A 22,615-nucleotide genomic window follows, 5' to 3' on the forward strand; every position below is an offset into this window, starting at 1 on the left:
AGTTTAATTTTCAGATTAACAGCAGTTTAATTAATATACCATGGTTTCTCCATCATTTGGAATAAAAACCTTTTCCGAAAGTCCAATTTTTGAAACTTCGCTACTTAATTGTTTTCTTGTCGTAGGGCAATGATTTACAGCCTCCAAATGGTTAGCGATAACTTGGTTTGGTGCGTTTTTTACGAAATTTAATATGTCATCCATTCGCATTAACAAAGGTTGAAAAATATCCAATTGAGCTGTTCCACAAGCGACAACAGCTATTTCAGGTTTTAATTGTGTCAAAACTTTGTGAACATCATCAGTATAAATGGTATCTGCACTTAAATAGATTGATTTTTCATTAGTTAATTCTATGTGAAATCCCATTACATTTCCCATTGGTTTTGCTACAAATCCGTATCCATGAACTGCAGGAATTCCTTGAATTTTTCCACCTAAAAAAGGGTTTTCTTTCCAATATTCAACCGTTTGGGAAACGTTTAACCCTTTTTTTCTTAATGTAGCTTCATCTTTTATACTACAAATAACAGGAATTTGTTTAAGACGAAGAAAATGCTCCGCTTCTTTGTCCAAATGGTCTGGATGCAAATGCGTTAGTAAACAATGTGTAGTTTTTTCAACAATATCCATTGCATTGTTTGGTAAATCTACAATAGGATTTCGTTGTGGTTTGAATCGGAAAAGTGTAAAAGTTGGTCCAGCCGTTCCTTTTTTTCCAAGCATTGGATCAACTAATATGAAATTATCTCCAGATTCTATTACTAAAGTGGCGTTTCTTAAATGGTGTACTTTCATTATTAAATAGTTTTAAATTGAAAGCACAAAGTTGCCCAATACTAAAATAGATTTCATTGATTCAAATCAAGAAATTAAATTCTTTTTCTAATTCTGCTCAATGTTTCTGGTGTAATTCCCAAATAAGAAGCGATATGATATTGTGGAATTTCAAGTAACCAATCAGGTTTATTTTTCATAATATCGAGATACAATTCTTCTGCAGTATTTACAAAATGGTTAAATTCTTCAGTTTCTTTATTAACAACAATTCTTTGGAAAATAGTTTCAATAAATAGTTTGCCACATTTATATTGGTCGGTAAAAATCAAGAATTTTTCTTTGGATAACACTCTCAAATCTAAATCGGTCAAACATTCTTGATACTTTCTTGTTGCAGTAGAATTTGTAAATGAGGAAAAATCGGTAATAAAATTTGAATTGGTGTAAAAATTAATATTTTTTTCCTTGTCATTGGTTGCATAATATTCCCTAATAATGCCTTGGTCTAAAAAGCGAAGTTGATTTTCAATAGTTCCATTTTCTAAAATGACTTCTCCCTTTTTATATGATTTAGTTACAAAAGTATTTACAAATTCTTCTAAACCGTCTTTATTAAAAGGAAATTCATTGCTAAAAAATAAAGATAATTTGTCTGCTTCTTTCATTTTTAAGTTCGTATTTTTTATAGGTTCATTTAGTAAAAATGTATCAAAACTTATATATTTAAAGTTGCAAGTTTAAAATTTATACAAAATAAAATAATTAATAAAAACCTCAATATAGCATTTGTATTTTCAATAAGTGAACGCATTACTAATTTTTGTATATTTCTAAAATTTTGTACTTTTTCCTATAGATTTTCAACAAAAAAAACCTCAAGAAAAAAACTTGAGGTATGTATAAATTGCTTTTCAATAAAAAAAAATTAAATGTCTTTGAAAATGGTGTGCATTAAACGTTTTTTATCGTTGATACTTTCCTCTAGAGAAATCATCGTTTCTGTTCTGTAAACACCCTCGATATCATCAATCATGAAGATTACATCTTTAGCATGTTTGGTATCTTTAGCTCTAATTTTACAGAAAATATTGAATTTACCTGTAGTTACATGAGCTACAGTTACGAAAGGAATTTCGTTAATTCTCTCTAAAACAAATTTAGTTTGTGAAGTATTATTCAAGAAAACACCAACGTAAGCAATGAAAGAATATCCTAACTTTTCATAATCTAATGTCAATGAAGAACCCATAATGATTCCAGCATCTTCCAATTTTTTTACTCTTACATGAACAGTTCCTGCAGAAATTAATAATTTTTTTGCGATATCTGTAAATGGTATTCTTGTGTTATCAATTAACATATCAAGGATTTGGTGATCTACCTCATCTAAACGAAACTTACTCATAACTAGTATTTTATATTATTATTACTTTTACACTACAAATTAATGTATTTTATTTAGTAAAAATCAAAAAATAGTGTTATTTTTTCAAACCATTAACAAATTTTATATTTTTTCCTAAACAAAAATTAGCTTTTTGATTTAATTTCGGAATATTTTCGTCATTATCAGAATATAACATTTTGTGTGCGTTATACATAACATGACCAAATTTCCCTTTCAATTCTCCAATTTCAGCTATATAAGCGTTCAATTGGATTTTTTCATCAATTAGCTCTTCATTGTATTGTGCCGCAAAATTCGTAATTATTTCTTTACCATCATAATTTATTTTGATGTTTTTATAAATAAAATCATAAAAAACGATATTATTTTGAGAAATTAATAAATATTTCTCGATTTCGTTGTGAACTACATCGTTTTCGCAGATATGCTTCAATCCAGAAATTAAAGCAATAAAGATCATTTTACGAGTATATTCTCTATAATAATCATCTTGATAATGACCCGCTTCAAATAGAATTGTTGGCACATTTAAAAAAGTTAACATATCGCCAATGCAATTGATGTTAAAGCCGTCGTCAAATCGTCCAACTTGATTAGGAATATGTTTTTGCAACTCTTCATTCATTGCCACAATAACATTCATGGCTTTGGAACGAACTTCATTTACATCACGATTTTCATTGAAAGATGGTGCTAAAAAAGAAACGGTTGCTACATTTCCAGAAGTTCCTGCTCCAAAAATGGTTCTTTGATCATGAAGATTGTAGCAAAAATCAGGATTAAAATCCTCAAAAGTTTTACGAAGTAATTGACTTTCAGGTTGTGATAAATCGACTGAATCTCTATTTAAATCAACCATATTTGCATTTTCACGAGTATAGAGTTCAGCTCCATCTGGATTTACCATCGGAAGAAAACAAAAGGTAAATTCTTGAAGTAACTTCCCTCCTATTTCTTCTTGCGAATGAAGTATATTGAAAAAATCAAATAAAGCTTTTGTTGTTGTACTTTCGTTTCCATGCATTTGTGACCACATGAAAACTTTAGTTTTTCCATATCCGACTATATATTTATAAATTGGCTTTCCTAAAACTGATTTTCCTATTATTTCTGTTGAGAAATTTGATAAAAGTGGTTCAATATCATTTAATGTAATATACCGTCCAAAAAGTGAATTGGCTTTGTATTCTTTATGTAATTCTATATAATTCATTATCATTTTTTTAAACTTGAAAACTTCTTTCTGGAATTTTACCAATAACCCCTTTATAGAATGGTAAAATTTGCTTCATATCTTCTTCATAACTGCCAGTAACCTTAAATGGCTCTCCAATTTTAACTTCTTTTTTTCCAAAATCAAATGCAACTGGAACAATTGGAACATTTGCTTTTAGTGCTATATAATAAAATCCGGTGCGAAGTTCGGTAACTTTTTTTCTAGTTCCTTCGGGTGATAATGACAAACGAAATGTTTCGTGTTTTTCAAAAACTTCTGCAGTAGCATCAACATTGTTTTTTCCACCGCTTCTATCTAATGGTGCTCCACCAACAGCTCTAAAATAATAGCCAAATGGAAAAACAAATAGTTCTTTTTTGCCAACAAAATTAATTTGAATATCCATAATTCCTCTGACTAATAATGCTATAAAAAAATCTAAGTTGCTTGTATGCGGAATTACAATAACAATACATTTTTTTATACTTGGTGGAATTGTATTTATCAATTTCCAGCCCATAAGTTTGTAAAAAATAAATGTATAGAGTCGTTTTTTCATTTGAAATATTTTCTGTAAATTTAGCATATATTATATAATTATTGACATTCATATTTATGTTCGCCAAATTTTTCAGTTATTTTATTCCGATTAATGTTCACAAAAAAAACTCAGCTATAAGTAACACCTTAGAAGTTACTTGGAATAACGGCGAATTGGTTTTGGATTCAAAAAATACTAATTATTCGTATGGAAGTTTGCAACGAATATTGAGAAAAGGATTGAAATATATTGGTTTTGAACGCATTAAAAAATTTGAAGACATCTTGATTCTAGGCGTTGCAGGCGGAAGTGTTATAAAAACGATTGTTGACGAAATAAAATTTAAAGGAAAAATAACAGGTATTGAAATTGATGCTCAAGTTGTTGAAATTGCGAATAAATACTTTAAGTTGAATGAAATAAAGAATTTAGAATTGGTTGTTGATGATGCATTTGAATTTGTTTTAAAAACCAAAGAAAAGTATGATTTGATTGTAATAGATATTTTTCAAGATACAAAAATGCCTAATTTTTTATTTGAAGACTATTTTATTAATCACGTAAATTCTTTGCTAAAAATAAACGGTTTTATCCTATTTAACACAATGGTTATTTATGAAAAAGATAGAATTAGAAACGTTGATTATAAAAAGAAATTTGGCGGAAATTATTCCTTACGAATGTATCCAAAAGTTGAAAATCACAATGAATTGTTTACGATAAAAAAACTTAAATAATGAAATCGATTTTAAGGAAACTACTTATGATTAGTATCCAATATAACTTTCTTAAAAAAGATTAGTTAGTATTAAGGCTATGTTTTCTTATCGATTGTGGTTTTGATTTTGTATTTCTTTTCTACAAAAGTGAAAACAAAAGGTTATTTTGATAAAAAGGTTTTATGTTTAAAAAATAGTTTTACAAAAAAAAAGCTCTACATTTCTGCAGAGCTTTTTGTTTATAAAATCGAGAGAAATTATTTTTTCTCTTTCTTTTCTTTTTCCATTTTGGCTTTAAGACCAGCAAGGATTTCGTTGTTATCTCCAAGAGTTTGAGCAGGAGCATTAGTTGATGCAGTTTCTGCAGCAACTTTTACCACTTTTTCTTCTTCTTCACGGAAGATAGCTGTGTGAGAAGCTACAACTCTTTTGAATTCTTTGTTGAATTCGATAACTTTGAAATCAGCAGTATCGCCTTTTTTCAATTTTTTACCGTCTTCTTTTTCTAAGTGACGAGTTGGAATAAAAGCAACGATATCATCACCAAATTCAACAGTAGCACCTTTGTCAACGATTTCAGAAATTTCACCATTATGGATAGTTCCTACAGCGAAAGAATCTTCATATTGATCCCATGGATTAGCAGTAGTTTGTTTGTGACCTAAAGATAATTTACGTCCATCAACATCTAATTCTAATACTACAACATCTAATTTTTCACCAACGTTTACAAATTCAGATGGATGTTTGATTTTCTTAGTCCAAGATAAGTCAGAGATGTAAATTAATCCATCAATTCCTTCTTCTAATTCTACGAAAATACCAAAGTTTGTAAAGTTTCTTACAGTTCCTGTATGTTTAGAACCTACTGGATATTTAGCTGTAATGTCTGTCCATGGATCTTGTGTCATTTGTTTGATACCTAATGACATTTTACGGTCATCTCTATCTAAAGTTAAAACAACAGCTTCTACTTCATCACCTACTTTTACAAAATCTTGAGCACTTCTTAAGTGAGTTGACCAAGACATTTCAGAAACGTGAATTAAACCTTCAACACCTTCAGCAACTTCAATGAAAGCACCGTAATCAGCGATAACTACTACTTTACCTTTCACTTTGTCACCAACTTTTAAGTCAGTTCCAAGAGCATCCCATGGGTGAGCGTTTAATTGTTTTAAACCTAATTGTATTCTTGTTTTCTCATCATCAAAATCAAGGATTACAACATTTAATTTTTGATCTAATTCAAGAACTTCACTTGGGTGATTGATTCTAGACCAAGAAAGGTCAGTAATATGGATTAATCCATCAACACCACCTAAGTCAATGAACACACCATAAGAAGTAATGTTTTTAACAACACCTTCTAATACTTGTCCTTTTTGTAATTGACCGATAATTTCTTTTTTCTGAACTTCGATATCTGCTTCAATAAGCGCTTTATGAGAAACTACAACGTTTTTGAATTCGTGGTTAATTTTTACCACTTTGAATTCCATCATTTTGTTTACATATACATCGTAATCACGGATTGGTTTCACATCAATTTGTGAACCTGGTAAGAATGCTTCAATTCCGAAAACATCTACAATCATACCACCTTTAGTTCTACATTTAACAAAACCTTGAACAATTTCTCCAGTTTCGTTAGCAGAAATAACTCTATCCCATGATTTGATAGTTCTTGCTTTTCTGTGAGATAATACTAATTGACCTGTTTTATCCTCACGGATGTCGATTAATACTTCTACTTTGTCTCCAACTTTTAAGTTTGGATTGTAACGAAATTCGTTAAGTGAAATTACACCTTCCGATTTTGCGTTAATGTCAACAATCGCGTCTCTTTCAGTAATTCTAACTACTACACCTTCTACTACTTCTTCTTGGTCAGTAGAAATAAAAGTTTTAGATACTAAATCTTCAAACTCTTGTAAGTTTTTTTCATCTACTGCATCAATACCTTCTGAGTAGTTGTGCCAGTTAAAACCTGCTAAAAAATCTTGTTGTTCTTTGTTTAATTCAGACATGCTGATAAAAAATTTGTATTTTGTTTTTCATGAGTTTCTTTAAGCGATAGAAAAACAAAAGTGTTTTTACTTAAATAATTGATTTCCAAACGAAACTCTACTCTGCATTTTGGACTGCAAAAGTAATCATAATTTATTAATTACAAAATAAATTAGAAAGAAAATAGAGTATATAAAATAGAACAAAGAGTTTTATTTTTAAAATAAGAAAACCTGATAATTTGAACAACTATCAGGTTTGTATTTTATTAAAAATTTATTTTTTTAATTACTCACATTAGACACTTCATCAGGATTGTGCTTGTGTTTGAAGAAAATAGCAAATAGAACTGCAACAACTAAAGCATAACCTGCAAAAGCAAGCCATATTCCATGCCAATCAGAAACGCCTTCGTGAACAAAATATTTCCCAATAACAAATCCAGATACTTTACTTCCAAGATACGCTCCAAAACCATTCGTCATCATCATAAACAATCCTTGAGCAGAAGAACGAATTTTTGAATTTGTAGTTGTTTCAACGAAAAGCGAACCTGATATATTAAAGAAATCAAATGCCATTCCATAAACTATGTTTGACATTAATATCAATATTAATCCAAAACCATATGGATTTCCGAAAGATAAAAATCCGAATCGTAAAACCCAAGCTAACATAGAAATTAACATTACATTTTTAATACCAAAACGTTTTAGAAAAAAAGGAATTGTTAAAATAAAAACTGTTTCTGAAATTTGAGATAACGACATTATGAAAGTTGAATTTTCAGTTACAAATGATTTTGCATATTCAGGATTTTTAGCAAAATCATATAAAAATGCATCACCATACATATTTGTCAACTGTAACGCAGCTCCAAGAAATAATGAAAATATAAAAAATAATGCCATTTTTGAATCTGCAAAAAGCTTGAAAGCATTTAAACCCAATTGTTCTATTAACCCTGCATCTTTAGAAATTGTTTTTTGTGGCGGACATTTTGGCAATGTAAATGAATAAAAACCTAAACCAATAGCAACCACTGCTCCTATATAAAATTGATTAGCATTAACATTACTATGAGTAAAGTTTGTAATCCACATAGCAGCAATAAAACCAATAGTTCCCCAAACTCTTATAGATGGAAAAACTTTGACTACATCATAATTATTACTTTTCAGTATTGTATAACCTATTGAATTTGATAATGATATTGTTGGCATATAAAAAATCATTGCCCCAAAAATCACATAATATAAAACATCTGGATCATTAACTTGTGGAACGTAACAAAGTACAATTCCATATAAAATATGTAGTATTCCATATAACTTTTCTGCATTAATCCATTTGTCTGCTATAATTCCAGTTATAGCAGGCATAAACAATGATGACAATGCTAATGTTGAAAATATTGCTCCAAATTGAGGAAATCCCCATCCTTTAGAACTTAAACAATAGGTACCAATTGTTATCAACCAGGCTCCCCAAACAAAAAATTGGAGAAAACTCATAAGAGTTAATCTAAATTTTAAACTCATAACGAAATCGTATTTTTAATGTAAATAGATTGTAAAACTAACATTAATATTGAAATTTCCAAATGTTTTAATCATTTACAATAAAGATTTTTTAAATAAATTGAGATTCTTCCTTCGTCAGAATGACAAAATTGGCGTTAATTACTAATTACTTCTTCAATCAACTCTAAAACAGCTTGAAACTGCTCTTCTCTTGATAGATAGGAATTGTCTATTTCGATGGCGTCATCTGCTATCACTAATGGAGAATCGTCACGATGTGTATCAATATAATCCCGGTCTTGAACGTTTTTTAGTACTTCTTCATAGGTAACTGAATCGCCTTTGGCTTGTAGTTCATCAAAGCGACGTTGAGCTCTAGTTTCAGCACTTGCGGTCATGAAAATTTTGAGTTCGGCATCAGGAAAAACTACAGTTCCTATGTCACGTCCATCCATAACAATGGCTTTGTTTCTACCCATTTCTTTTTGTTGTTCTACTAATTTAGCACGAACCTCGGAAACTTCGGCAACTTTGCTAACAAAATTGGAAACTTCGATGGTACGGATTTCTTTTTCTACATTGACATCGTTTAGATACATTTCGGCAAAACCCAAGTCGGCATTGAATTGAAAATATAGCTTGATTAACGGTAAACTATTTATTAAAGTTTCTTTGTTAAAAAACTCATTTGAAATATAGCCTTTTTGCATAGTAAATAATGTTACAGCACGATACATGGCGCCAGTATCAACATAAATGTAACCTAAATGTTTGGCTAATTGTTTAGCTAATGTGCTTTTTCCTGTTGAGGAAAATCCGTCGATGGCGATTGTAATTTTTTTCAAAAGTTATATTAATATAAGTTATAAAGAATGCCTAAAGATTGAAAATAACCCCGATTACTTCACATTGCTTTTATTTTAATCGGAGTTCAGTGAACTTCGTTTGGAGCAAGTATCCTCGTCTCATTTTTATGAGGCGAGATACTGTGGAAAGCGGGAATATGGTTTATAAAAATACTCAAAGTGATGTTTCTGACTATTGTTCTGCAAAGTTAATTGATAATCCGAATAAACTTGTATTGCCTGCTAAGGTATAGCGAGAATGTGAATAATCAAATTTTAATTTTCCCATTTTAAGTCCAAATCCAACAGAAATTCCTGAAAAACTTCGCTGTTCTTCAAGTTTTAGCTCTTGTGCTCGTCGGAAATTATAACCAAGTCTAATATTGAAGCCTTTTTTTGGCATAAGCTCTGCTCCTAGTATGACATGACGAAGAGCGTTGTTTAGAAATGAAACTTCTTCTTCAATAACTTGACCATCTAAAGTTCCTTGTGCTCTATTTGGATTGGAAAAAGCCAAATTCCATTGTTGAAGATTTTCTAATGTTAAATGCCAACGAACAGGAACATTTTCGAGTTCTTGTGAAATTCCGGCAATAATTTCTAAAGGCAATTTTTCATTGATTTCGTTATATGCTTTAAACTGTGTGCCAAGGTTACGAATAACAAACGCATAATTTATATCGTTTTTTTCATCGATGTATATTGCGCCTAAATCGAGTGCACCTCCATAAGATTGGTAACTTTCTAAAGTTGATGATATTAATTTGGCACTTGCCCCAAGATGCAAATCGGTAAATGGAACGTTGTAAGCGTAACCAAGTGAAAGTGCTATTTCACTGCCTGTAAATGAAGCTGTCGGGTTTCCAAGTTCGTCATACCCGTCAATATTGCCATAATTTACATAGTTTACACCAGCTTGAAATGTTTGCACATGTCGGTCGTAAGTATATGCATAAGAAGCAGTTCCGTATGTAACTTCGCCAAAATAGCTTCCATAATTTAGTGATAATCTATTATCCATTTCGGGATTTATAGTCGCCGGATTGAAATTGGCTTGGTTTACATCATAATCATAAATAGTAATGATTTTTCCGCCCAAAGCAGCTTGCCTTGGAGAATTTATGAGATTAAGAAATTGATAGGTTGACTTACCACCAATTTGACTAAAACTGATAGAAGAATAAAAGATTATTACTAAAAATAGTTGTTTTTTTGACATAAATCGCTTCACATTTCTGTAATGATAACGCAAATGCGAAGATATTATTTTTAAAGCTAAGAAGACATATTGTAATTTTATTTTTTGCAAAAAAATATTTAAACAAAAAAGGATAGTACTTATGGGTACTATCCTTTTGATTTTAAGTTTTTAAAACTTTAAAAACATTGAATAATTTTGAATAAATTGAAATGTAGGAAAGCATTGAAGTGACTTGGGGGAAACTTTTGTAGCATTGAATCAATATATTACATAAAATTATTGTTGTTCAAACATAAAACAAAATCCGATGAAATAAAAATAAAATCGATGAAATGCATAAAAAAAATTAATTTGAAGTAAAAAACTTACTTATGGAGCTAATCTTTCAATTTTCCAATCAAAATTATCTTGTAATGTGTATCTAATTCTGTCATGTAATCGGTTTGGTCTTCCTTGCCAAAATTCAACTTGAATTGGTCTCACCAAAAAGCCGCCCCAATTGGATGGTCTTTCAATTTGTGTACCTTCAAATTGGCGTTCTAATTCTTTTAATTTGTTTTCAAGAATTTTTCGAGATTCAATAACTTCACTTTGGTTAGAAACTATTGCTCCTAATTTGCTTCCGTCTGGTCGTGAGGCAAAATAATTATCTGAAATTATTGTGGAAGACTTTTCTGTAATGCCTTTGATAATAACTTGTCGCTCCATGCTATGCCAAAAGAAAGACAAACAAACATTGGGATTAGCTGTTATTGCTTTTCCTTTTTCGGAATCATAGTTGGTGTAAAAAATAAAACCTTCTTCATTATATTTTTTAAGTAAAACAACTCGTGATTTAGGAAAACCGTCTAAACCAATTGTAGAAACCGTCATAGCATTTACTTCATCAACACCGCCAAAATCTTCCACTTCATAAAACCATTTATGAAAAAGATTAATTGGATCATCAGGAATATCGGTTTCAATCAACTGGCTTTTTTCGTATGATTTTCGGTAATTGCTTAAATCTTCCATTTTTTTTAGTATGTATTAAAATTCAAAAGTTTTTCCATCGTCTGATAATAACACATTTGGAAAAATCGTTGTTGCTTCTTCTGCAAATTTAGTTATTGAATCATATCTAGTAGAATAATGTCCTAATAAAAGTTGTTTTACATTGGCTTCTTTTGCAATAGTTGCTGCTTGTTTAGCAGTAGAATGCATTGTTTTATTTGCTAAAGCTTCTTCGGTGTCTAAAAAAGTGGATTCGTGGTATAAAATATCAACATTTTTTATCATCGCAATAATGCTTTCATCAAAAGAAGTGTCTGAACAAAAAGCGTAATTTTTAGTTGGAATTGGATCAAAAGTTAGCAACTCGTTTTCAATTTCTGTTCCGTTATCTAAAGTGATGTTTTTTCCATTTTTTATCTTTTGATAGTAGCAATTTTCAATTCCATATTCATTAACAGCATCCATATTTAACTTTCTATCTCCAATTTTTTCTTGAAATAAAAATCCATTAGTATAAACACGATGTTGAAGTGGAATTGTTTTTACAAGCACTTTTTCATCTTCATAAATCACTTCACTTTCGGTTGATTCAAGTTCATGAAAATACAAACCATAATTTGTCCAAGAATTAGATAATTTCAATTGTAATAATATGATTTCTTTAATTCCTTTTGGCCCATAAATATGCAAATCTGTAGTTCTGCCTAATAGCATAAATGTTGAAACCAAACCAATTAAACCATAAAAATGATCACCATGCAAATGAGAAATAAAAATGTGATTAATCTTTGAAAATTTCACTTTGTTTTTTCGCAATTGCACTTGAGTTCCTTCACCGCAATCAATTAGAAATAAGCTGTTTCGTATTTCTAAAACTTGTGATGTTGGATTGGTAAACGTTCTTGGTGTAGCTGCATAACAGCCTAAAATTGTTAGTTTCATTTTTTAAGTTTAAAAGTTTAGTAGTTTATAAGTTTAATAGTTTATAAAAAGATTTAAAGTTTTTACTTTTAACCTTCTAAACTCCTAAACCTCTAAACTTTTTTTAATAAATATCTAATCACGGTTTCTGCTGCATATAGCCCGAAAAGTCCTGGCATATAGCTATTTGTTCCGTAAAAAGATTTTTTATAATTAGAACCATCGGTCATTTTCAAACTTGTTTCGTCTTGAATTTCAGAAGAAAAAACAACTTTTAATTTGTCAATTTTATGTTCTTTTAACCTTCTTCTTATGGTTTTGGCAAACATACAATTTACGGTATTGGTAATATCGGCAACTTTTACTTTAGAGGCTTCCATTTTTCCACCAGCGCCCATTGATGAAATTATTTTTACACGTTTTCTTTTGGCGGCGATAATCAAATTTAATTTTGGTGTAACACTGTCGATGCAGTCTAAAACGTAATTAAACTCTTCTGATACAATCTCAAAAGCTCGTTCTGGAGAAAGAAATTCTTGTACACGAATCAATTTCAACTCAGGATTTATATCCATCAATCTGTCTCCAACAATATGTACTTTTGGTAATCCGACAGTTGAATGCAATGCTGGTAATTGTCTGTTAATGTTAGTAATATCAACCGTGTCACCATCAACAATTGTCATTGAGCCAACGCCTGCTCTTGCTAAAAATTCGGCTGCAAATGAACCAACTCCGCCAAGTCCAACCACTAAAACATTTGAATTTTTTAAATTTGTTAATCCTTCTTCTTTAAATAAGAGTTCTGCTCTTTCTTGCCACTTTGCCATTTATAATATTAGATATTAGATTTGAAAACTGTAGTGAAATTGGTTTTTACAGTTTCTATTATTTCGGTTAATTTTATGTTTTTGTAATCTGCTGCTAATTGATAAACTTCGGTTAAAGGCTCAGTAATAGTATCCGTTTCAAGAAAAAATCTATCATTCGGAATCGATTGAAAAACACTTTTTAATTCAGGTTTTTGCATCAAATACTTTCCAAATGAAATATAAAATCCGTTATCAATTATTTGTTTTGCTACTTGTTCATTTTTTGAAAATCCGTGAATTATCATTGGAACTTTAACTTTCAATTGGTTTTTAATTTCAATTACTTCTTGAAATGCTGCAACGCAATGCAAAATTAATGGTTTTTGGTGCTTTTCGGCTATTAAAATCTGTTTTATAAAAACTTCTTTTTGAATTTCAAGTGGTATTTCAATTCGTTTGTCTAATCCGCATTCGCCAAGAGCTAAACATTCATTTAATTTTAGTTTTTCATCAATCAATTTCAAATCGCTTTCTAATCTATTTTCGTCAACATACCAAGGATGAATTCCAATAGAATAAGTTGGAATTGATTGGTCAAATTCCCACGGATATTGATTAACTACTTCTAAAATAGTTGAATCATTCGTAAATTGATGAGTATGAAGATTGATAAATTGCATTAGTCATGAAACTTTTTTACACCAGCTCTAATTTCAATATTCAAATCGTTTTCTAATGGAACAATCGGACATGAATATTTGTGATTATAAGCACAATATGGATTGTAGGCAGTATTAAAATCAATAATAATAGTTTCAGATTTAGGAATTTTCATATCGATATATCTTCCGCCAATGTAGCTTTCTTTTCCACAAGTAAAATCTGAAAATGGCAGAAATAGATAATCTTCGTAGCCTTCTTTCTTTGTTAAATCAATATTTTGATAAACATTTAATTTATAGACTACATTGTCAATTATAAAATGAAATTCGCCATATTTTACATATTCTGGAAGTCTTGCCGTAGAAGTTTTCATTTTAAAAACCTTTTCGTTTTCAGTTCTAACAAATGTAGCTTCAACTGCAAATTTTGAATTTATTGGAAAGAAATCTAAACTTTTAAAAACAGCTAAATCTTCATCTCTTAATGGACTTTTACCCTCTGTGGCATATTCTATATTTAATTTTTCTTGATAAAGCTTGGAAGATTCTTCAGTCCATTTTTCTTGAGCATTTGCACCTAAAAAGAAAAGAAAATTAATTATAAAAAGTAGTTTTTTCATGCTGTTAATTTTTACAAAAATAGTTTAAAAGTTGTAAAGCCACAACGTAATAAATTCTACATTTGCAAAACATCAAATCTAACCATGATTAAAAACGCTTTTCGTAAATATATTGACAATTTTAGAGGTTTCAGAAGAGAAATATGGATACTTACGCTCGTTACTTTTATAAATCGAGCTGGTACAATGGTGCTTCCTTTTTTGTCGAAATATTTAAACGATGATTTGCATTTTTCTTTACCACAAATTGGGAATATACTGGTATGTTTTGGTTTAGGATCAATGGTTGGCTCATGGCTTGGCGGCAAATTATCAGATAAAATTGGATTTTATAAAATAATGATTTTCAGTTTGTTTGTTAGCGGTTTAATGTTCTTTGGGTTGCAATACATTACAAGTTATATTGGTCTTTGCATTAGTATTTTTCTAATAATGGTAGTTGCCGATATGTTTCGTCCTGCCATGTTTGTATCGTTAAATGTGTATGCAAAACCCGAAAACAGAACGCGAGCATTAACTTTAGTTAGATTGGCAGTCAATCTTGGGTTCGCAGCCGGACCAGCTTTGGGCGGATTAATTATTATGAATATTGGTTATAAAGGTCTTTTCTGGGCTGATGGTGCAACTTGTATAATTGCCATTTTAACCTTTTGGCTATTGGTTAAAGAAAAAAAGAAACCAACCGAATCTAAAGAAGAAAAAGCACTTTTAGAAGCCAGCAGAGAATCTGTTTTTAAAGACAAACCGTTTTGGATTTTCCTATTTATGTGTGTGATTACGGGTGTATTGTTTTTTCAATTGTTTACCACAATTCCATTATATCACAAAAAACAATTTGATTTGAACGAACTCCAAACTGGTTTACTTCTTACCTTAAATGGAGTATTGATTTTTTTCTTAGAAATGCCAATTGTTAGTTATATCGAACGTACTAAATTAGATAAAGTAAAAATAGTATCAATTGGATGTTTTATGATGGCAATCAGTATGTTCTTGATGTTGCTAAACTTTTGGGCTGGAATATTGATTATCATGATGTTGTTTATGACTTTTGCCGAAATGTTTGCTTTTCCGTTTTCTAATTCGTTTGCAATGAGTCGTGCTCCCAAAGGTCACGAAGGAAGATATATGGCAATTTTCACCATGAGTTTTAGTGCAGCACACGTCTTGAGCGCCAAAATAGGAATGGGAATTGTTGCTGTTTTTGGCTACCAAATGAACTGGCTTTTCATGGGGATTTTAGGCGTGATTGGAACCTACGCTGGATATTGGGTTATGCGTTTAGTTGAGAAAGAAAAATTACTAAAATCAGATTTATAGATAGTTTCGTCTTATTTCCTGAAATGATTGATTTGTAGTTATCAATTGTTCAATTATTTCTTTTCTTGCACTTTCAATATTTTCGACATTTAAGTGCTTTACCCAAGCGGTTTCTTCTAGTAAAGTTCTTATTTGTTTAAGCAATTTAGTAGTTTCAACCGATGTTCTTACTACTTTATCTTTATTGAAATTCTCACTTTGTTTGTGATAGAAATTAGCCGTTTTATTTTGATAATCAACTTCGATAAAATATAATTTTTCAAAATCATTTTGGGGATAAAAATCAGTCCATTTTGCAAAACCTATTTTTGTTCTATTGTATTTGACATCGCCATTGATTAATCTCCATTTACAATTGGCCGCACGTCCCCAATGATTTGAATAACGGTAAACGCCTTCTTCTATAAAATAGTATTTACTTCCCGATTTACTTTGGTAATTGCATTTTAAATCTTGTATTTCAATGAAATCAACTTCTTTGAAAATACAAAAAGTGTGCTTGTGGAAATTGGTTTTATTGTAGGTCTTCAATCGTTTAAAGTATTTTTTCAAAGGTAAATCAATTTTTATAAAATCATAAATTTCACTAAAATAAGTTAAAAAATTGTAAAACCTTTTTTGTCAAAAAAAATATAATTTTAAGTTTGTTATGAATTTTAAATAAAATCAATCAACAATTAAATCATCAGGTTATGTTACTCAGAAAAAATAGTTTAAAACTGACTTTACTAGTGGCTTTTGCCTTTTTATTTCAGTCAAATTTGCTAGCTCAAGGAAATAAATTTTATTGGAATAATGACAATGCATCCAAAGACAATATTTATATGACTTGGAACAAAAACACACCAGAAAGCGAAATGAAAGACGACATCAAAGCGCTTGCTGAGTATGGTGTAACGATTAAATATTCTAATGTTAAAAGAAATTCAAAAGGTGAAATTACTGCCATAAAAATGGAGTATTTTGACAAACATGGAAACAAAGGTTCAATGCAATTGGATAATCTCAACCCGATAAATACAATAAAATTTTACAAACAAGGCGACGAAGTTGGATTTGGTGAACCATCTGGAAATGATATGATTGCAAGTAATGATTTCTTCAATAATTTTGGTAACGATAGAGTGAAACAATTCAATTTTAACTTTGATAATGATAGTTTGCAACCGCAAAAATTCAACTTTAGTTTTCCTGACGGACAATCATCTGGTCAATCAAAATCGAAAATTATTATCAAAAAAGATGGCAAAAAAACACTTGTTATTGAAGATGGTGAAGTAATAGAAGGCGCAGAAGATTATTCACAAGAAGAAATTGATGAAATCAAAAAAAATAATCGTGTTGAAGGTTTAGGAAACGGACAAAATTTCAATTTTAATTTCGATTCTGATTCGATGGATAACATCAAAGAACAAATGGAACGAATTCAAAATATATTTCCTAATTCAAAAGGTGACAAAATCAAAATTGAAAGAGATTTTAAATCAAATGATGACGATTTAGAAAAAACAAAAGACGAAATGCTCAAAGCCAAAGAGGAAATGTTGAAAGCTAAAGAAGAAATGCAAAATGCCAAAAAAGAATTGGAAAAAGCAAAATCCACGCTCAAAACACAGAAAGCTTAATACTACTTATAATAGACCTTGTAATTTATGACGAACTTTTCTATTTTTGTAAAAAACTTTACAATGTTTAAACTTTTAGCCAAACTAAACAAACTAATTCTGCCTAGTTTTACCAAACAACAATTGGATATAGCCAAAGCAAAAAAATGGCAAATGGCAATTATTGGTTGGCGTTATTATGTAACGTGCCGAGCAATCGATTAGTACGTTATGGCTGCAAAAATATTATTGTTTCCAAGTTTTTCTCTTCCGTTTAGGAAACTTAATTCCATTAAGAAATTACATTGTACAATTTCGCCGCCTAATCGTTCTACCAATTCGCAAACCGCTTTTGCAGTTCCGCCAGTTGCTAAAACATCGTCATGAATTAAAACTCTGTCGCCTTTTTTAATAGCATCAATATGAATTTCTAAAGTATCAGTTCCGTATTCTAAATCGTAACTGGCTGAAATGGTTTGGTAAGGTAATTTGTTAGGCTTTCTTACAGGAACAAAACCTGCATTTAATTCTTCAGCTAGTAAAATTCCAAAGAAAAAACCTCTGCTCTCTACTCCTATTACCTTATCAATTTTCTGATTTTTGATAGTCGAAAGTAATAAATTCAATGTTTCTTTACGAGCAATTGGGTCAATTAGCAAAGGAGTGATGTCTTTAAAACCAATTCCAGGCTTTGGAAAATCCTGAATATCACGGATGTATTTTTTAAGTGGCATTTTTTTTACTTTAAAATTAATTTTGGTTTGCAAGTTAAGCAATTATAACTATATTTGCACCCACAAAAAGGCCTCGTGGCGCAACTGAATAGCGCATCTGATTACGGCTCAGAAGGTTACTGGTTTGAATCCAGTCGAGGTCACGAATAAATAGAATGTAAAAAAAATACGCCAAGTTCACTTGAGCGTATTTTTTTTTACATTCTATTTTCAAAGCGGAGCTTTGTTGGATATTGCGTAGCAAAATCCAATTAGTGGAAAACTCAAGAATAAAAATCTTTTATTGAAAAAGACTTTTCATTTCCACTACGGAGCTCATTCTGGAAAAACGAAGTTAATCCAGTCAAAATAACAACTAAATTGAATACAAAATCCAATTCGTAAAAAACTTAAGAATGAAAATCTCTGATTGAAAAAGACTTTTCATTACCACTACGGAGCTCATTCTGGAAAAACGAAGTTAATCCAATCAACTAAATGACCTATAAACGCTCGTTTTTTTATTTCATAAATATTCAATAATTTAGCCTCACAAACACTATACACAAACAAAAAATGAAAAATACATCATTAGCAGACATTCACGAAGGTTTAGGAGCAAAAATGGTTCCATTTGCAGGTTACAATATGCCTGTTCAATATGAAGGCGTAAACGCAGAACACGAAACCGTTCGCAATGCACTAGGCGTTTTTGATGTCTCGCACATGGGAGAATTTCTTTTGACTGGCGAAAATGCACTTGCTTTGATTCAAAAAGTAACTTCTAATGATGCTGCTACACTTGAAATTGGAAAAGCACAATATTCTTGTCTTCCAAACAATGATGGCGGAATTGTAGATGATTTAATTGTTTACAAAATAAAAGAAGAACAATATTTACTTGTCGTAAATGCCTCAAATATCGAGAAAGATTGGAATTGGATTTCAAAACACAACGATTTAGGTGTTGAAATGAAAAACCTTTCTGACGATTATTCATTGTTAGCAATTCAAGGTCCAAAAGCCGTTGAAGCTATGCAATCATTGACATCAATTGACTTATCGGCTATCAAATATTATCATTTTGAAGTAGCTGATTTTGCTGGAATTGAGCATGTAATCATTTCGGCAACTGGTTACACAGGTTCTGGTGGATTTGAAATTTATTGCAAAAATTCAGAAGTTGAACAAGTTTGGAACAAAGTTTTTGAAGCTGGTGCTGCTTTCGGAATCAAGCCAATTGGTCTTGCTGCACGTGATACTTTGCGTTTAGAAATGGGATTCTGTTTGTACGGAAATGACATCAACGATACAACTTCTCCATTAGAAGCTGGTTTGGGTTGGATTACCAAATTCAATAAAGAATTTACCAATTCAGCTAACTTAAAAGCTCAAAAAGATGCGGGTGTTTCTCGTAAATTAGTTGGTTTTGAGATGGTTGATAGAGGAATCCCACGTCATGACTACGAAATTGTAGATGGAAATGGAAATAACATCGGAATCGTAACTTCGGGAACGCAAGCACCAAGTCTTGGAAAAGCAATTGGAATGGGTTATGTGAAAACCGAATTTTCAGCTGTTGATTCTGAAATTTATATTCTTATCAGAGATAAAAAAATTGCAGCTAAGGTTGTAAAAATGCCTTTTTATAAAAAATAAACAATAACAATTTCAATAACAATAGCAATAACAATGACAAATTGAATTGATATTGAAGTTTATTTTTGAAATTGAAATTGAAATTGAAATTGAAAAAACTTTTATTACTTCTGTTTCCTATCATAAGTATTGCACAAAGCGATAAAAATCCGTGTAAAACTTTGTTACAGATCAATAAACTCATTCAAGAAAATCATTTTAAACCAAAACCGATAGATGATAGTTTATCGGTTTATGTTTTTGATACTTTTCTAGAAAAATTAGACCCAAACAACTCCTTATTCATTAGTTCAGAATTTGTTGAATTGAAAAAACACAAATTCAAAATTGACAATTATATTAAAGATGGAAATTGCTCTTTTTTGGAGCTAATTTACAAAACCTATAGTAAAGCCATTGCAAGACATCAATCTATTATTGAGTTGATTACGAAAGAACCAATGTCGTATTCAAGTAATGAAGTAATCTCGTTTAGTAAAAAAAGACCTCCGTATCGCAAAAGTGAAAATGAACTAAAATTATTGTACAAAAAAAGAATTCTTTTTAATTTGTTAACCGATATATCTCAAACTAGTTCAAACAAAGATTCGTTACTAACTGTTTTTAAGCAAATTGCCGATTCAACAAAAGTAAAAATACTTGAAAATTACGATTGCGAAGCGAAAAATATGTTGATTGAAAAACCCGAATTCAACTCTATTTTTTACACTGTTTTTTGTTCCTATTTTGATCCGCATACTATGTTTTTTTCGAGCAGTGAGAAGTCAGATTTCTTATCATCTTTAAGTTCTTCGAATTATTCCTTTGGATTTAATGTCAATCTTAGTGAAAAAAATGAACTATCAATAATTGAAATTATTCCAAATGGTGCAGCCTATTTTTCAAATAAAATTGAAGTTGGTGATATCATTCAAAAAATTAAATTTAACACTGTTGAATATGCCGTTAATTGTACCAATAATAAAATTATAGATGAGAAGCTAAAATCATCAGAAACCAAAGAAGCTATTTTCACTCTTAGAAAAAAAAGTGGTTCTATCTATTCGGTTAAATTGATTAAGCAATTAATGCGTGATTATCAGAATAGTGTTTACAGCTATATTATTGAATATAAAGACACTAAAACTGGTTATATAAAGATTCCGAGTTTCTATTCCAAATTTGAGAATGGAAAAACCAATGTAAGTGATGACGTAAAAAAAGAAATATTAAAACTAAAAGAAGATAAAATAAACAGTCTAATAATTGACCTTGAAAACAATACGGGTGGTTCGATGCAAGAAGCATTTAAGCTATGTAATCTCTTTATTAACGCACCAGTTTTAGGAATAATTAGGTATGCAAAAAATGAACCCGTGCTAGTTCCAAATGAGAAATCAAAAGCAATTTTTAATGGCCAAATTGTAATTATCACCAACGGTTATTCGGCTTCTGCTAGTGAACTTTTTACCAATGCAATGCAAGATTACAACTTGGCATTAGTTGTTGGAACAAAATCGCATGGAAAAACTAGTATTCAAGATATTTTTGAACTAAAAAATGAATCAAACGATTTTATTAAAATAACAATTGGGAAATTTTATAGAGTTAACGGAAAAAGCAGTCAATACAATGGTAACAGTCCAACTATAACAATCCCTTCGGTTTTTGATGATCAATTTACAAGAGAAAAAAACGCTAAAAAAGCACTAAGAAACGAAAGTATTGCCAGTTATCTTGATAATAAAAGTTATCCATTGAGCGAAAAGCAAAAAGAAATAATTAAAACCTATACAACTAAATACAAAACCGATACAAGTATTCAGAAAATAATAAAACTAAAGACCAAAATAAATTCGGTTTTTGGTGATAATTTGGATTCTGCTAAACTAAACTTTACTTCTATTTTTGATTATTTAAACAATTATACATTGCTCTGGAAAGAAATAAAAGCTTTGAGCGAGAATGAGTATGATTTTACTATTTCAAATACTAGTTTTGATATAGAAAAGAATAAAAACAATGACTATCTATCAAATATTCATAAAGTTAATGTCAAAAACATCAAAACTAACTTTACAATTTTTGAAGCAACAAAAATTATTGGTGATTTGAAATAAGATTTTTACAAAATTTATTTTATAACAATGTAAATATTCTATTTTTGCAATCTTAAAATTATACAATAAAAATACTCATAGAAATGGGAAGAGCGTTCGAATTTAGAAAAGGTAGAAAAATGAAGCGTTGGTCAGCGATGGCTAAGGCGTTTACTCGTATTGGAAAAGATATTGTGATGGCAGTAAAAGAAGGCGGTCCGAATCCGGAAGCGAATTCAAGATTAAGAGCTGTTATTCAAAATGCCAAATCGGCTAATATGCCAAAAGATAACGTAGAACGTGCTATCAAAAAAGCTACCGATAAAGATACCGCTAACTACAAGGAAGTTTTGTTTGAAGGTTATGCTCCTCACGGAATTGCACTTTTGATAGAAACGGCTACTGATAATAATAACAGAACGGTTGCTAATATTAGAAGCTATTTCAATAAATGCAACGGAACAATGGGTACACAAGGTTCGGTAGAATTTATGTTTGACCATACTTGCAATTTCAGAATTCCTAAAGGTGAATTAGATCCTGAAGAATTAGAATTAGAATTAATCGATTTTGGTGCAGAAGAAGTTTTTGAAGATGAAGACGGAATCTTAATTTATGCACCATTTGGAAGTTTTGGTGCTATTCAAAAAGAATTAGAAAATAGAACTATTGAAATTTTATCTTCTGGTTTTGAAAGAATTCCACAAGTTTTGAAAAAATTAACTGCTGACCAAGTTGCTGACGTAGAAAAACTTTTAGAAAAAATTGAAGAAGATGATGATGTACAAAACGTATATCACACAATGGAAGAAGAATAAAAAATCTAAATATTTTACATAAAAAACTCCGAAAAATATTCGGAGTTTTTTTTTATTTATATATCTAATTATAAACTATTTAACGTATTCTATTTTAAGTTTTTCTTCAATATTCACACTATCGAAAAAACCTTGTTCCTTCATCCAGTCATCACTAAATACTTTGCTCATA

At 30.2% G+C, this 22,615-nt stretch carries 23 protein-coding genes and 1 tRNA gene; 8 read left to right on the forward strand and 16 right to left on the reverse strand.

All coding sequences use genetic code 11. From position 1 onward, the window contains the following. Positions 1 to 30: 30 nt before the first annotated feature. The 5 genes from ACIQ66_RS08000 to ACIQ66_RS08020 form a co-directional block, all read right to left on the reverse strand. Positions 31 to 798 carry an MBL fold metallo-hydrolase gene (locus tag ACIQ66_RS08000; RefSeq protein ID WP_396212277.1) on the reverse strand — a complete coding sequence of 256 codons (768 nt, stop codon included), beginning with the start codon at positions 796 to 798 and terminating at the stop codon, positions 31 to 33. Between the two features lie 74 nt (positions 799 to 872). After that, positions 873 to 1,445: a Crp/Fnr family transcriptional regulator gene (locus tag ACIQ66_RS08005; RefSeq protein ID WP_396212279.1), complete on the reverse strand. Its 573-nt coding sequence runs from the start codon at positions 1,443 to 1,445 to the stop codon at positions 873 to 875. A 260-nt stretch (positions 1,446 to 1,705) separates the two neighbouring features. After that, a complete protein-coding gene (locus ACIQ66_RS08010; RefSeq protein WP_396212280.1) occupies positions 1,706 to 2,185 on the reverse strand; it encodes an Lrp/AsnC family transcriptional regulator in 480 nt (159 codons plus the stop codon). 76 nt (positions 2,186 to 2,261) lie between these two features. Beyond that, positions 2,262 to 3,401 (reverse strand): M14 metallopeptidase family protein, encoded by a 1,140-nt coding sequence (locus ACIQ66_RS08015; protein WP_396212281.1) that lies wholly within the window; start codon positions 3,399 to 3,401, stop codon positions 2,262 to 2,264. Positions 3,402 to 3,411: 10 nt separating this feature from the next. Further along, complete coding sequence (locus ACIQ66_RS08020; protein WP_396212282.1) at positions 3,412 to 3,963, reverse strand: 1-acyl-sn-glycerol-3-phosphate acyltransferase; 552 nt, start codon at positions 3,961 to 3,963, stop codon at positions 3,412 to 3,414. 56 nt (positions 3,964 to 4,019) lie between these two features. Between ACIQ66_RS08020 and ACIQ66_RS08025 the strand changes: the two genes are divergently transcribed. Next, the gene (locus ACIQ66_RS08025; RefSeq protein WP_396212283.1) at positions 4,020 to 4,682 is read left to right on the forward strand and encodes a spermidine synthase; all 663 of its coding nucleotides are present in this window, start codon (positions 4,020 to 4,022) and stop codon (positions 4,680 to 4,682) included. A gap of 239 nt (positions 4,683 to 4,921) precedes the next feature. On the opposite strand, the gene rpsA is transcribed toward ACIQ66_RS08025, so the two are convergent. From rpsA to ACIQ66_RS08070, 9 genes are all read right to left on the reverse strand, one after another. Then, entirely contained in the window at positions 4,922 to 6,694 is a 1,773-nt protein-coding gene (gene rpsA, locus ACIQ66_RS08030) for a 30S ribosomal protein S1 (RefSeq protein WP_396212284.1), read from the reverse strand. Positions 6,695 to 6,958: 264 nt separating this feature from the next. Next, complete coding sequence (locus ACIQ66_RS08035) at positions 6,959 to 8,215, reverse strand: nucleoside permease (RefSeq protein WP_396212285.1); 1,257 nt, start codon at positions 8,213 to 8,215, stop codon at positions 6,959 to 6,961. 137 nt (positions 8,216 to 8,352) lie between these two features. After that, entirely contained in the window at positions 8,353 to 9,042 is a 690-nt protein-coding gene (gene cmk / locus ACIQ66_RS08040) for a (d)CMP kinase (RefSeq protein ID WP_396212286.1), read from the reverse strand. A 193-nt stretch (positions 9,043 to 9,235) separates the two neighbouring features. Beyond that, positions 9,236 to 10,261 (reverse strand): type IX secretion system protein PorQ, encoded by a 1,026-nt coding sequence (gene porQ, locus ACIQ66_RS08045; RefSeq protein WP_396212287.1) that lies wholly within the window; start codon positions 10,259 to 10,261, stop codon positions 9,236 to 9,238. Positions 10,262 to 10,612: 351 nt separating this feature from the next. Next, positions 10,613 to 11,257: a pyridoxamine 5'-phosphate oxidase gene (gene pdxH, locus ACIQ66_RS08050; RefSeq protein ID WP_396212288.1), complete on the reverse strand. Its 645-nt coding sequence runs from the start codon at positions 11,255 to 11,257 to the stop codon at positions 10,613 to 10,615. A 15-nt stretch (positions 11,258 to 11,272) separates the two neighbouring features. Continuing rightward, the gene (locus ACIQ66_RS08055) at positions 11,273 to 12,178 is read right to left on the reverse strand and encodes a ribonuclease Z (RefSeq protein ID WP_396212289.1); all 906 of its coding nucleotides are present in this window, start codon (positions 12,176 to 12,178) and stop codon (positions 11,273 to 11,275) included. A gap of 92 nt (positions 12,179 to 12,270) precedes the next feature. Continuing rightward, on the reverse strand, positions 12,271 to 12,987 hold the full coding sequence (locus ACIQ66_RS08060; RefSeq protein ID WP_396212290.1) for a ThiF family adenylyltransferase: 717 nt from the start codon (positions 12,985 to 12,987) through the stop codon (positions 12,271 to 12,273). An 8-nt stretch (positions 12,988 to 12,995) separates the two neighbouring features. Further along, positions 12,996 to 13,649: a TatD family hydrolase gene (locus tag ACIQ66_RS08065; protein ID WP_396212291.1), complete on the reverse strand. Its 654-nt coding sequence runs from the start codon at positions 13,647 to 13,649 to the stop codon at positions 12,996 to 12,998. Continuing rightward, positions 13,649 to 14,251 (reverse strand): DUF1684 domain-containing protein, encoded by a 603-nt coding sequence (locus ACIQ66_RS08070; protein ID WP_396212292.1) that lies wholly within the window; start codon positions 14,249 to 14,251, stop codon positions 13,649 to 13,651. The genes ACIQ66_RS08065 and ACIQ66_RS08070 overlap by 1 nt, the downstream gene beginning before the upstream one ends. 84 nt (positions 14,252 to 14,335) lie before the next feature. On the opposite strand from ACIQ66_RS08070, the gene ACIQ66_RS08075 reads away from it, so the two are divergent. Beyond that, complete coding sequence (locus ACIQ66_RS08075) at positions 14,336 to 15,571, forward strand: MDR family MFS transporter (RefSeq protein WP_396212293.1); 1,236 nt, start codon at positions 14,336 to 14,338, stop codon at positions 15,569 to 15,571. On the opposite strand, the gene ACIQ66_RS08080 is transcribed toward ACIQ66_RS08075, so the two are convergent. Further along, positions 15,566 to 16,123, reverse strand: coding sequence for a hypothetical protein (locus tag ACIQ66_RS08080; RefSeq protein WP_396212294.1), 558 nt, complete (start codon positions 16,121 to 16,123; stop codon positions 15,566 to 15,568). The two genes, ACIQ66_RS08075 and ACIQ66_RS08080, sit on opposite strands and share 6 nt — an antisense overlap. Positions 16,124 to 16,263: 140 nt before the next feature. On the opposite strand from ACIQ66_RS08080, the gene ACIQ66_RS08085 reads away from it, so the two are divergent. Beyond that, positions 16,264 to 17,196, forward strand: coding sequence for a coiled-coil domain-containing protein (locus tag ACIQ66_RS08085; protein ID WP_396212295.1), 933 nt, complete (start codon positions 16,264 to 16,266; stop codon positions 17,194 to 17,196). 63 nt (positions 17,197 to 17,259) lie between these two features. Next, complete coding sequence (locus ACIQ66_RS08090) at positions 17,260 to 17,400, forward strand: SsrA-binding protein (protein WP_396212296.1); 141 nt, start codon at positions 17,260 to 17,262, stop codon at positions 17,398 to 17,400. Here ACIQ66_RS08090 and ACIQ66_RS08095 read toward each other — a convergent pair. After that, on the reverse strand, positions 17,397 to 17,909 hold the full coding sequence (locus tag ACIQ66_RS08095; protein WP_396212297.1) for an adenine phosphoribosyltransferase: 513 nt from the start codon (positions 17,907 to 17,909) through the stop codon (positions 17,397 to 17,399). The genes ACIQ66_RS08090 and ACIQ66_RS08095 overlap by 4 nt on opposite strands. A 69-nt stretch (positions 17,910 to 17,978) precedes the next feature. Between ACIQ66_RS08095 and ACIQ66_RS08100 the strand changes: the two genes are divergently transcribed. From ACIQ66_RS08100 to ACIQ66_RS08115, 4 genes are all read left to right on the forward strand, one after another. Beyond that, positions 17,979 to 18,052, forward strand: a tRNA-Arg gene (locus ACIQ66_RS08100). A gap of 412 nt (positions 18,053 to 18,464) precedes the next feature. After that, positions 18,465 to 19,547, forward strand: a complete 1,083-nt coding sequence (gcvT, locus tag ACIQ66_RS08105; protein ID WP_396212298.1) for a glycine cleavage system aminomethyltransferase GcvT — start codon at positions 18,465 to 18,467, stop codon at positions 19,545 to 19,547. Positions 19,548 to 19,636: 89 nt separating this feature from the next. Beyond that, entirely contained in the window at positions 19,637 to 21,646 is a 2,010-nt protein-coding gene (locus ACIQ66_RS08110; protein WP_396212299.1) for a S41 family peptidase, read from the forward strand. 83 nt (positions 21,647 to 21,729) lie between these two features. Then, positions 21,730 to 22,443, forward strand: a complete 714-nt coding sequence (locus ACIQ66_RS08115; RefSeq protein ID WP_396212300.1) for a YebC/PmpR family DNA-binding transcriptional regulator — start codon at positions 21,730 to 21,732, stop codon at positions 22,441 to 22,443. Positions 22,444 to 22,615: the final 172 nt, after the last annotated feature.

Source organism: Flavobacterium sp. (genome assembly GCF_044377315.1).
Classification (GTDB): domain Bacteria; phylum Bacteroidota; class Bacteroidia; order Flavobacteriales; family Flavobacteriaceae; genus Flavobacterium.

Excerpts from the sequence above, each read along its gene's own strand:
- ACIQ66_RS08000 (WP_396212277.1), bottom strand. The coding sequence starts at position 798 with ATGAAAGTACACCATTTAAGAAACGCCACTTTAGTAATAGAATCTGGA.
- ACIQ66_RS08005 (WP_396212279.1), bottom strand. The coding sequence starts at position 1,445 with ATGAAAGAAGCAGACAAATTATCTTTATTTTTTAGCAATGAATTTCCT.
- ACIQ66_RS08010 (WP_396212280.1), bottom strand. The coding sequence starts at position 2,185 with ATGAGTAAGTTTCGTTTAGATGAGGTAGATCACCAAATCCTTGATATG.
- ACIQ66_RS08015 (WP_396212281.1), bottom strand. The coding sequence starts at position 3,401 with ATGAATTATATAGAATTACATAAAGAATACAAAGCCAATTCACTTTTT.
- ACIQ66_RS08020 (WP_396212282.1), bottom strand. The coding sequence starts at position 3,963 with ATGAAAAAACGACTCTATACATTTATTTTTTACAAACTTATGGGCTGG.
- ACIQ66_RS08025 (WP_396212283.1), top strand. The coding sequence starts at position 4,020 with ATGTTCGCCAAATTTTTCAGTTATTTTATTCCGATTAATGTTCACAAA.
- rpsA (WP_396212284.1), bottom strand. The coding sequence starts at position 6,694 with ATGTCTGAATTAAACAAAGAACAACAAGATTTTTTAGCAGGTTTTAAC.
- ACIQ66_RS08035 (WP_396212285.1), bottom strand. The coding sequence starts at position 8,215 with ATGAGTTTAAAATTTAGATTAACTCTTATGAGTTTTCTCCAATTTTTT.
- porQ (WP_396212287.1), bottom strand. The coding sequence starts at position 10,261 with ATGTCAAAAAAACAACTATTTTTAGTAATAATCTTTTATTCTTCTATC.
- pdxH (WP_396212288.1), bottom strand. The coding sequence starts at position 11,257 with ATGGAAGATTTAAGCAATTACCGAAAATCATACGAAAAAAGCCAGTTG.
- ACIQ66_RS08055 (WP_396212289.1), bottom strand. The coding sequence starts at position 12,178 with ATGAAACTAACAATTTTAGGCTGTTATGCAGCTACACCAAGAACGTTT.
- ACIQ66_RS08060 (WP_396212290.1), bottom strand. The coding sequence starts at position 12,987 with ATGGCAAAGTGGCAAGAAAGAGCAGAACTCTTATTTAAAGAAGAAGGA.
- ACIQ66_RS08065 (WP_396212291.1), bottom strand. The coding sequence starts at position 13,649 with ATGCAATTTATCAATCTTCATACTCATCAATTTACGAATGATTCAACT.
- ACIQ66_RS08070 (WP_396212292.1), bottom strand. The coding sequence starts at position 14,251 with ATGAAAAAACTACTTTTTATAATTAATTTTCTTTTCTTTTTAGGTGCA.
- ACIQ66_RS08075 (WP_396212293.1), top strand. The coding sequence starts at position 14,336 with ATGATTAAAAACGCTTTTCGTAAATATATTGACAATTTTAGAGGTTTC.
- ACIQ66_RS08085 (WP_396212295.1), top strand. The coding sequence starts at position 16,264 with ATGTTACTCAGAAAAAATAGTTTAAAACTGACTTTACTAGTGGCTTTT.
- ACIQ66_RS08090 (WP_396212296.1), top strand. The coding sequence starts at position 17,260 with ATGTTTAAACTTTTAGCCAAACTAAACAAACTAATTCTGCCTAGTTTT.
- ACIQ66_RS08095 (WP_396212297.1), bottom strand. The coding sequence starts at position 17,909 with ATGCCACTTAAAAAATACATCCGTGATATTCAGGATTTTCCAAAGCCT.
- gcvT (WP_396212298.1), top strand. The coding sequence starts at position 18,465 with ATGAAAAATACATCATTAGCAGACATTCACGAAGGTTTAGGAGCAAAA.
- ACIQ66_RS08115 (WP_396212300.1), top strand. The coding sequence starts at position 21,730 with ATGGGAAGAGCGTTCGAATTTAGAAAAGGTAGAAAAATGAAGCGTTGG.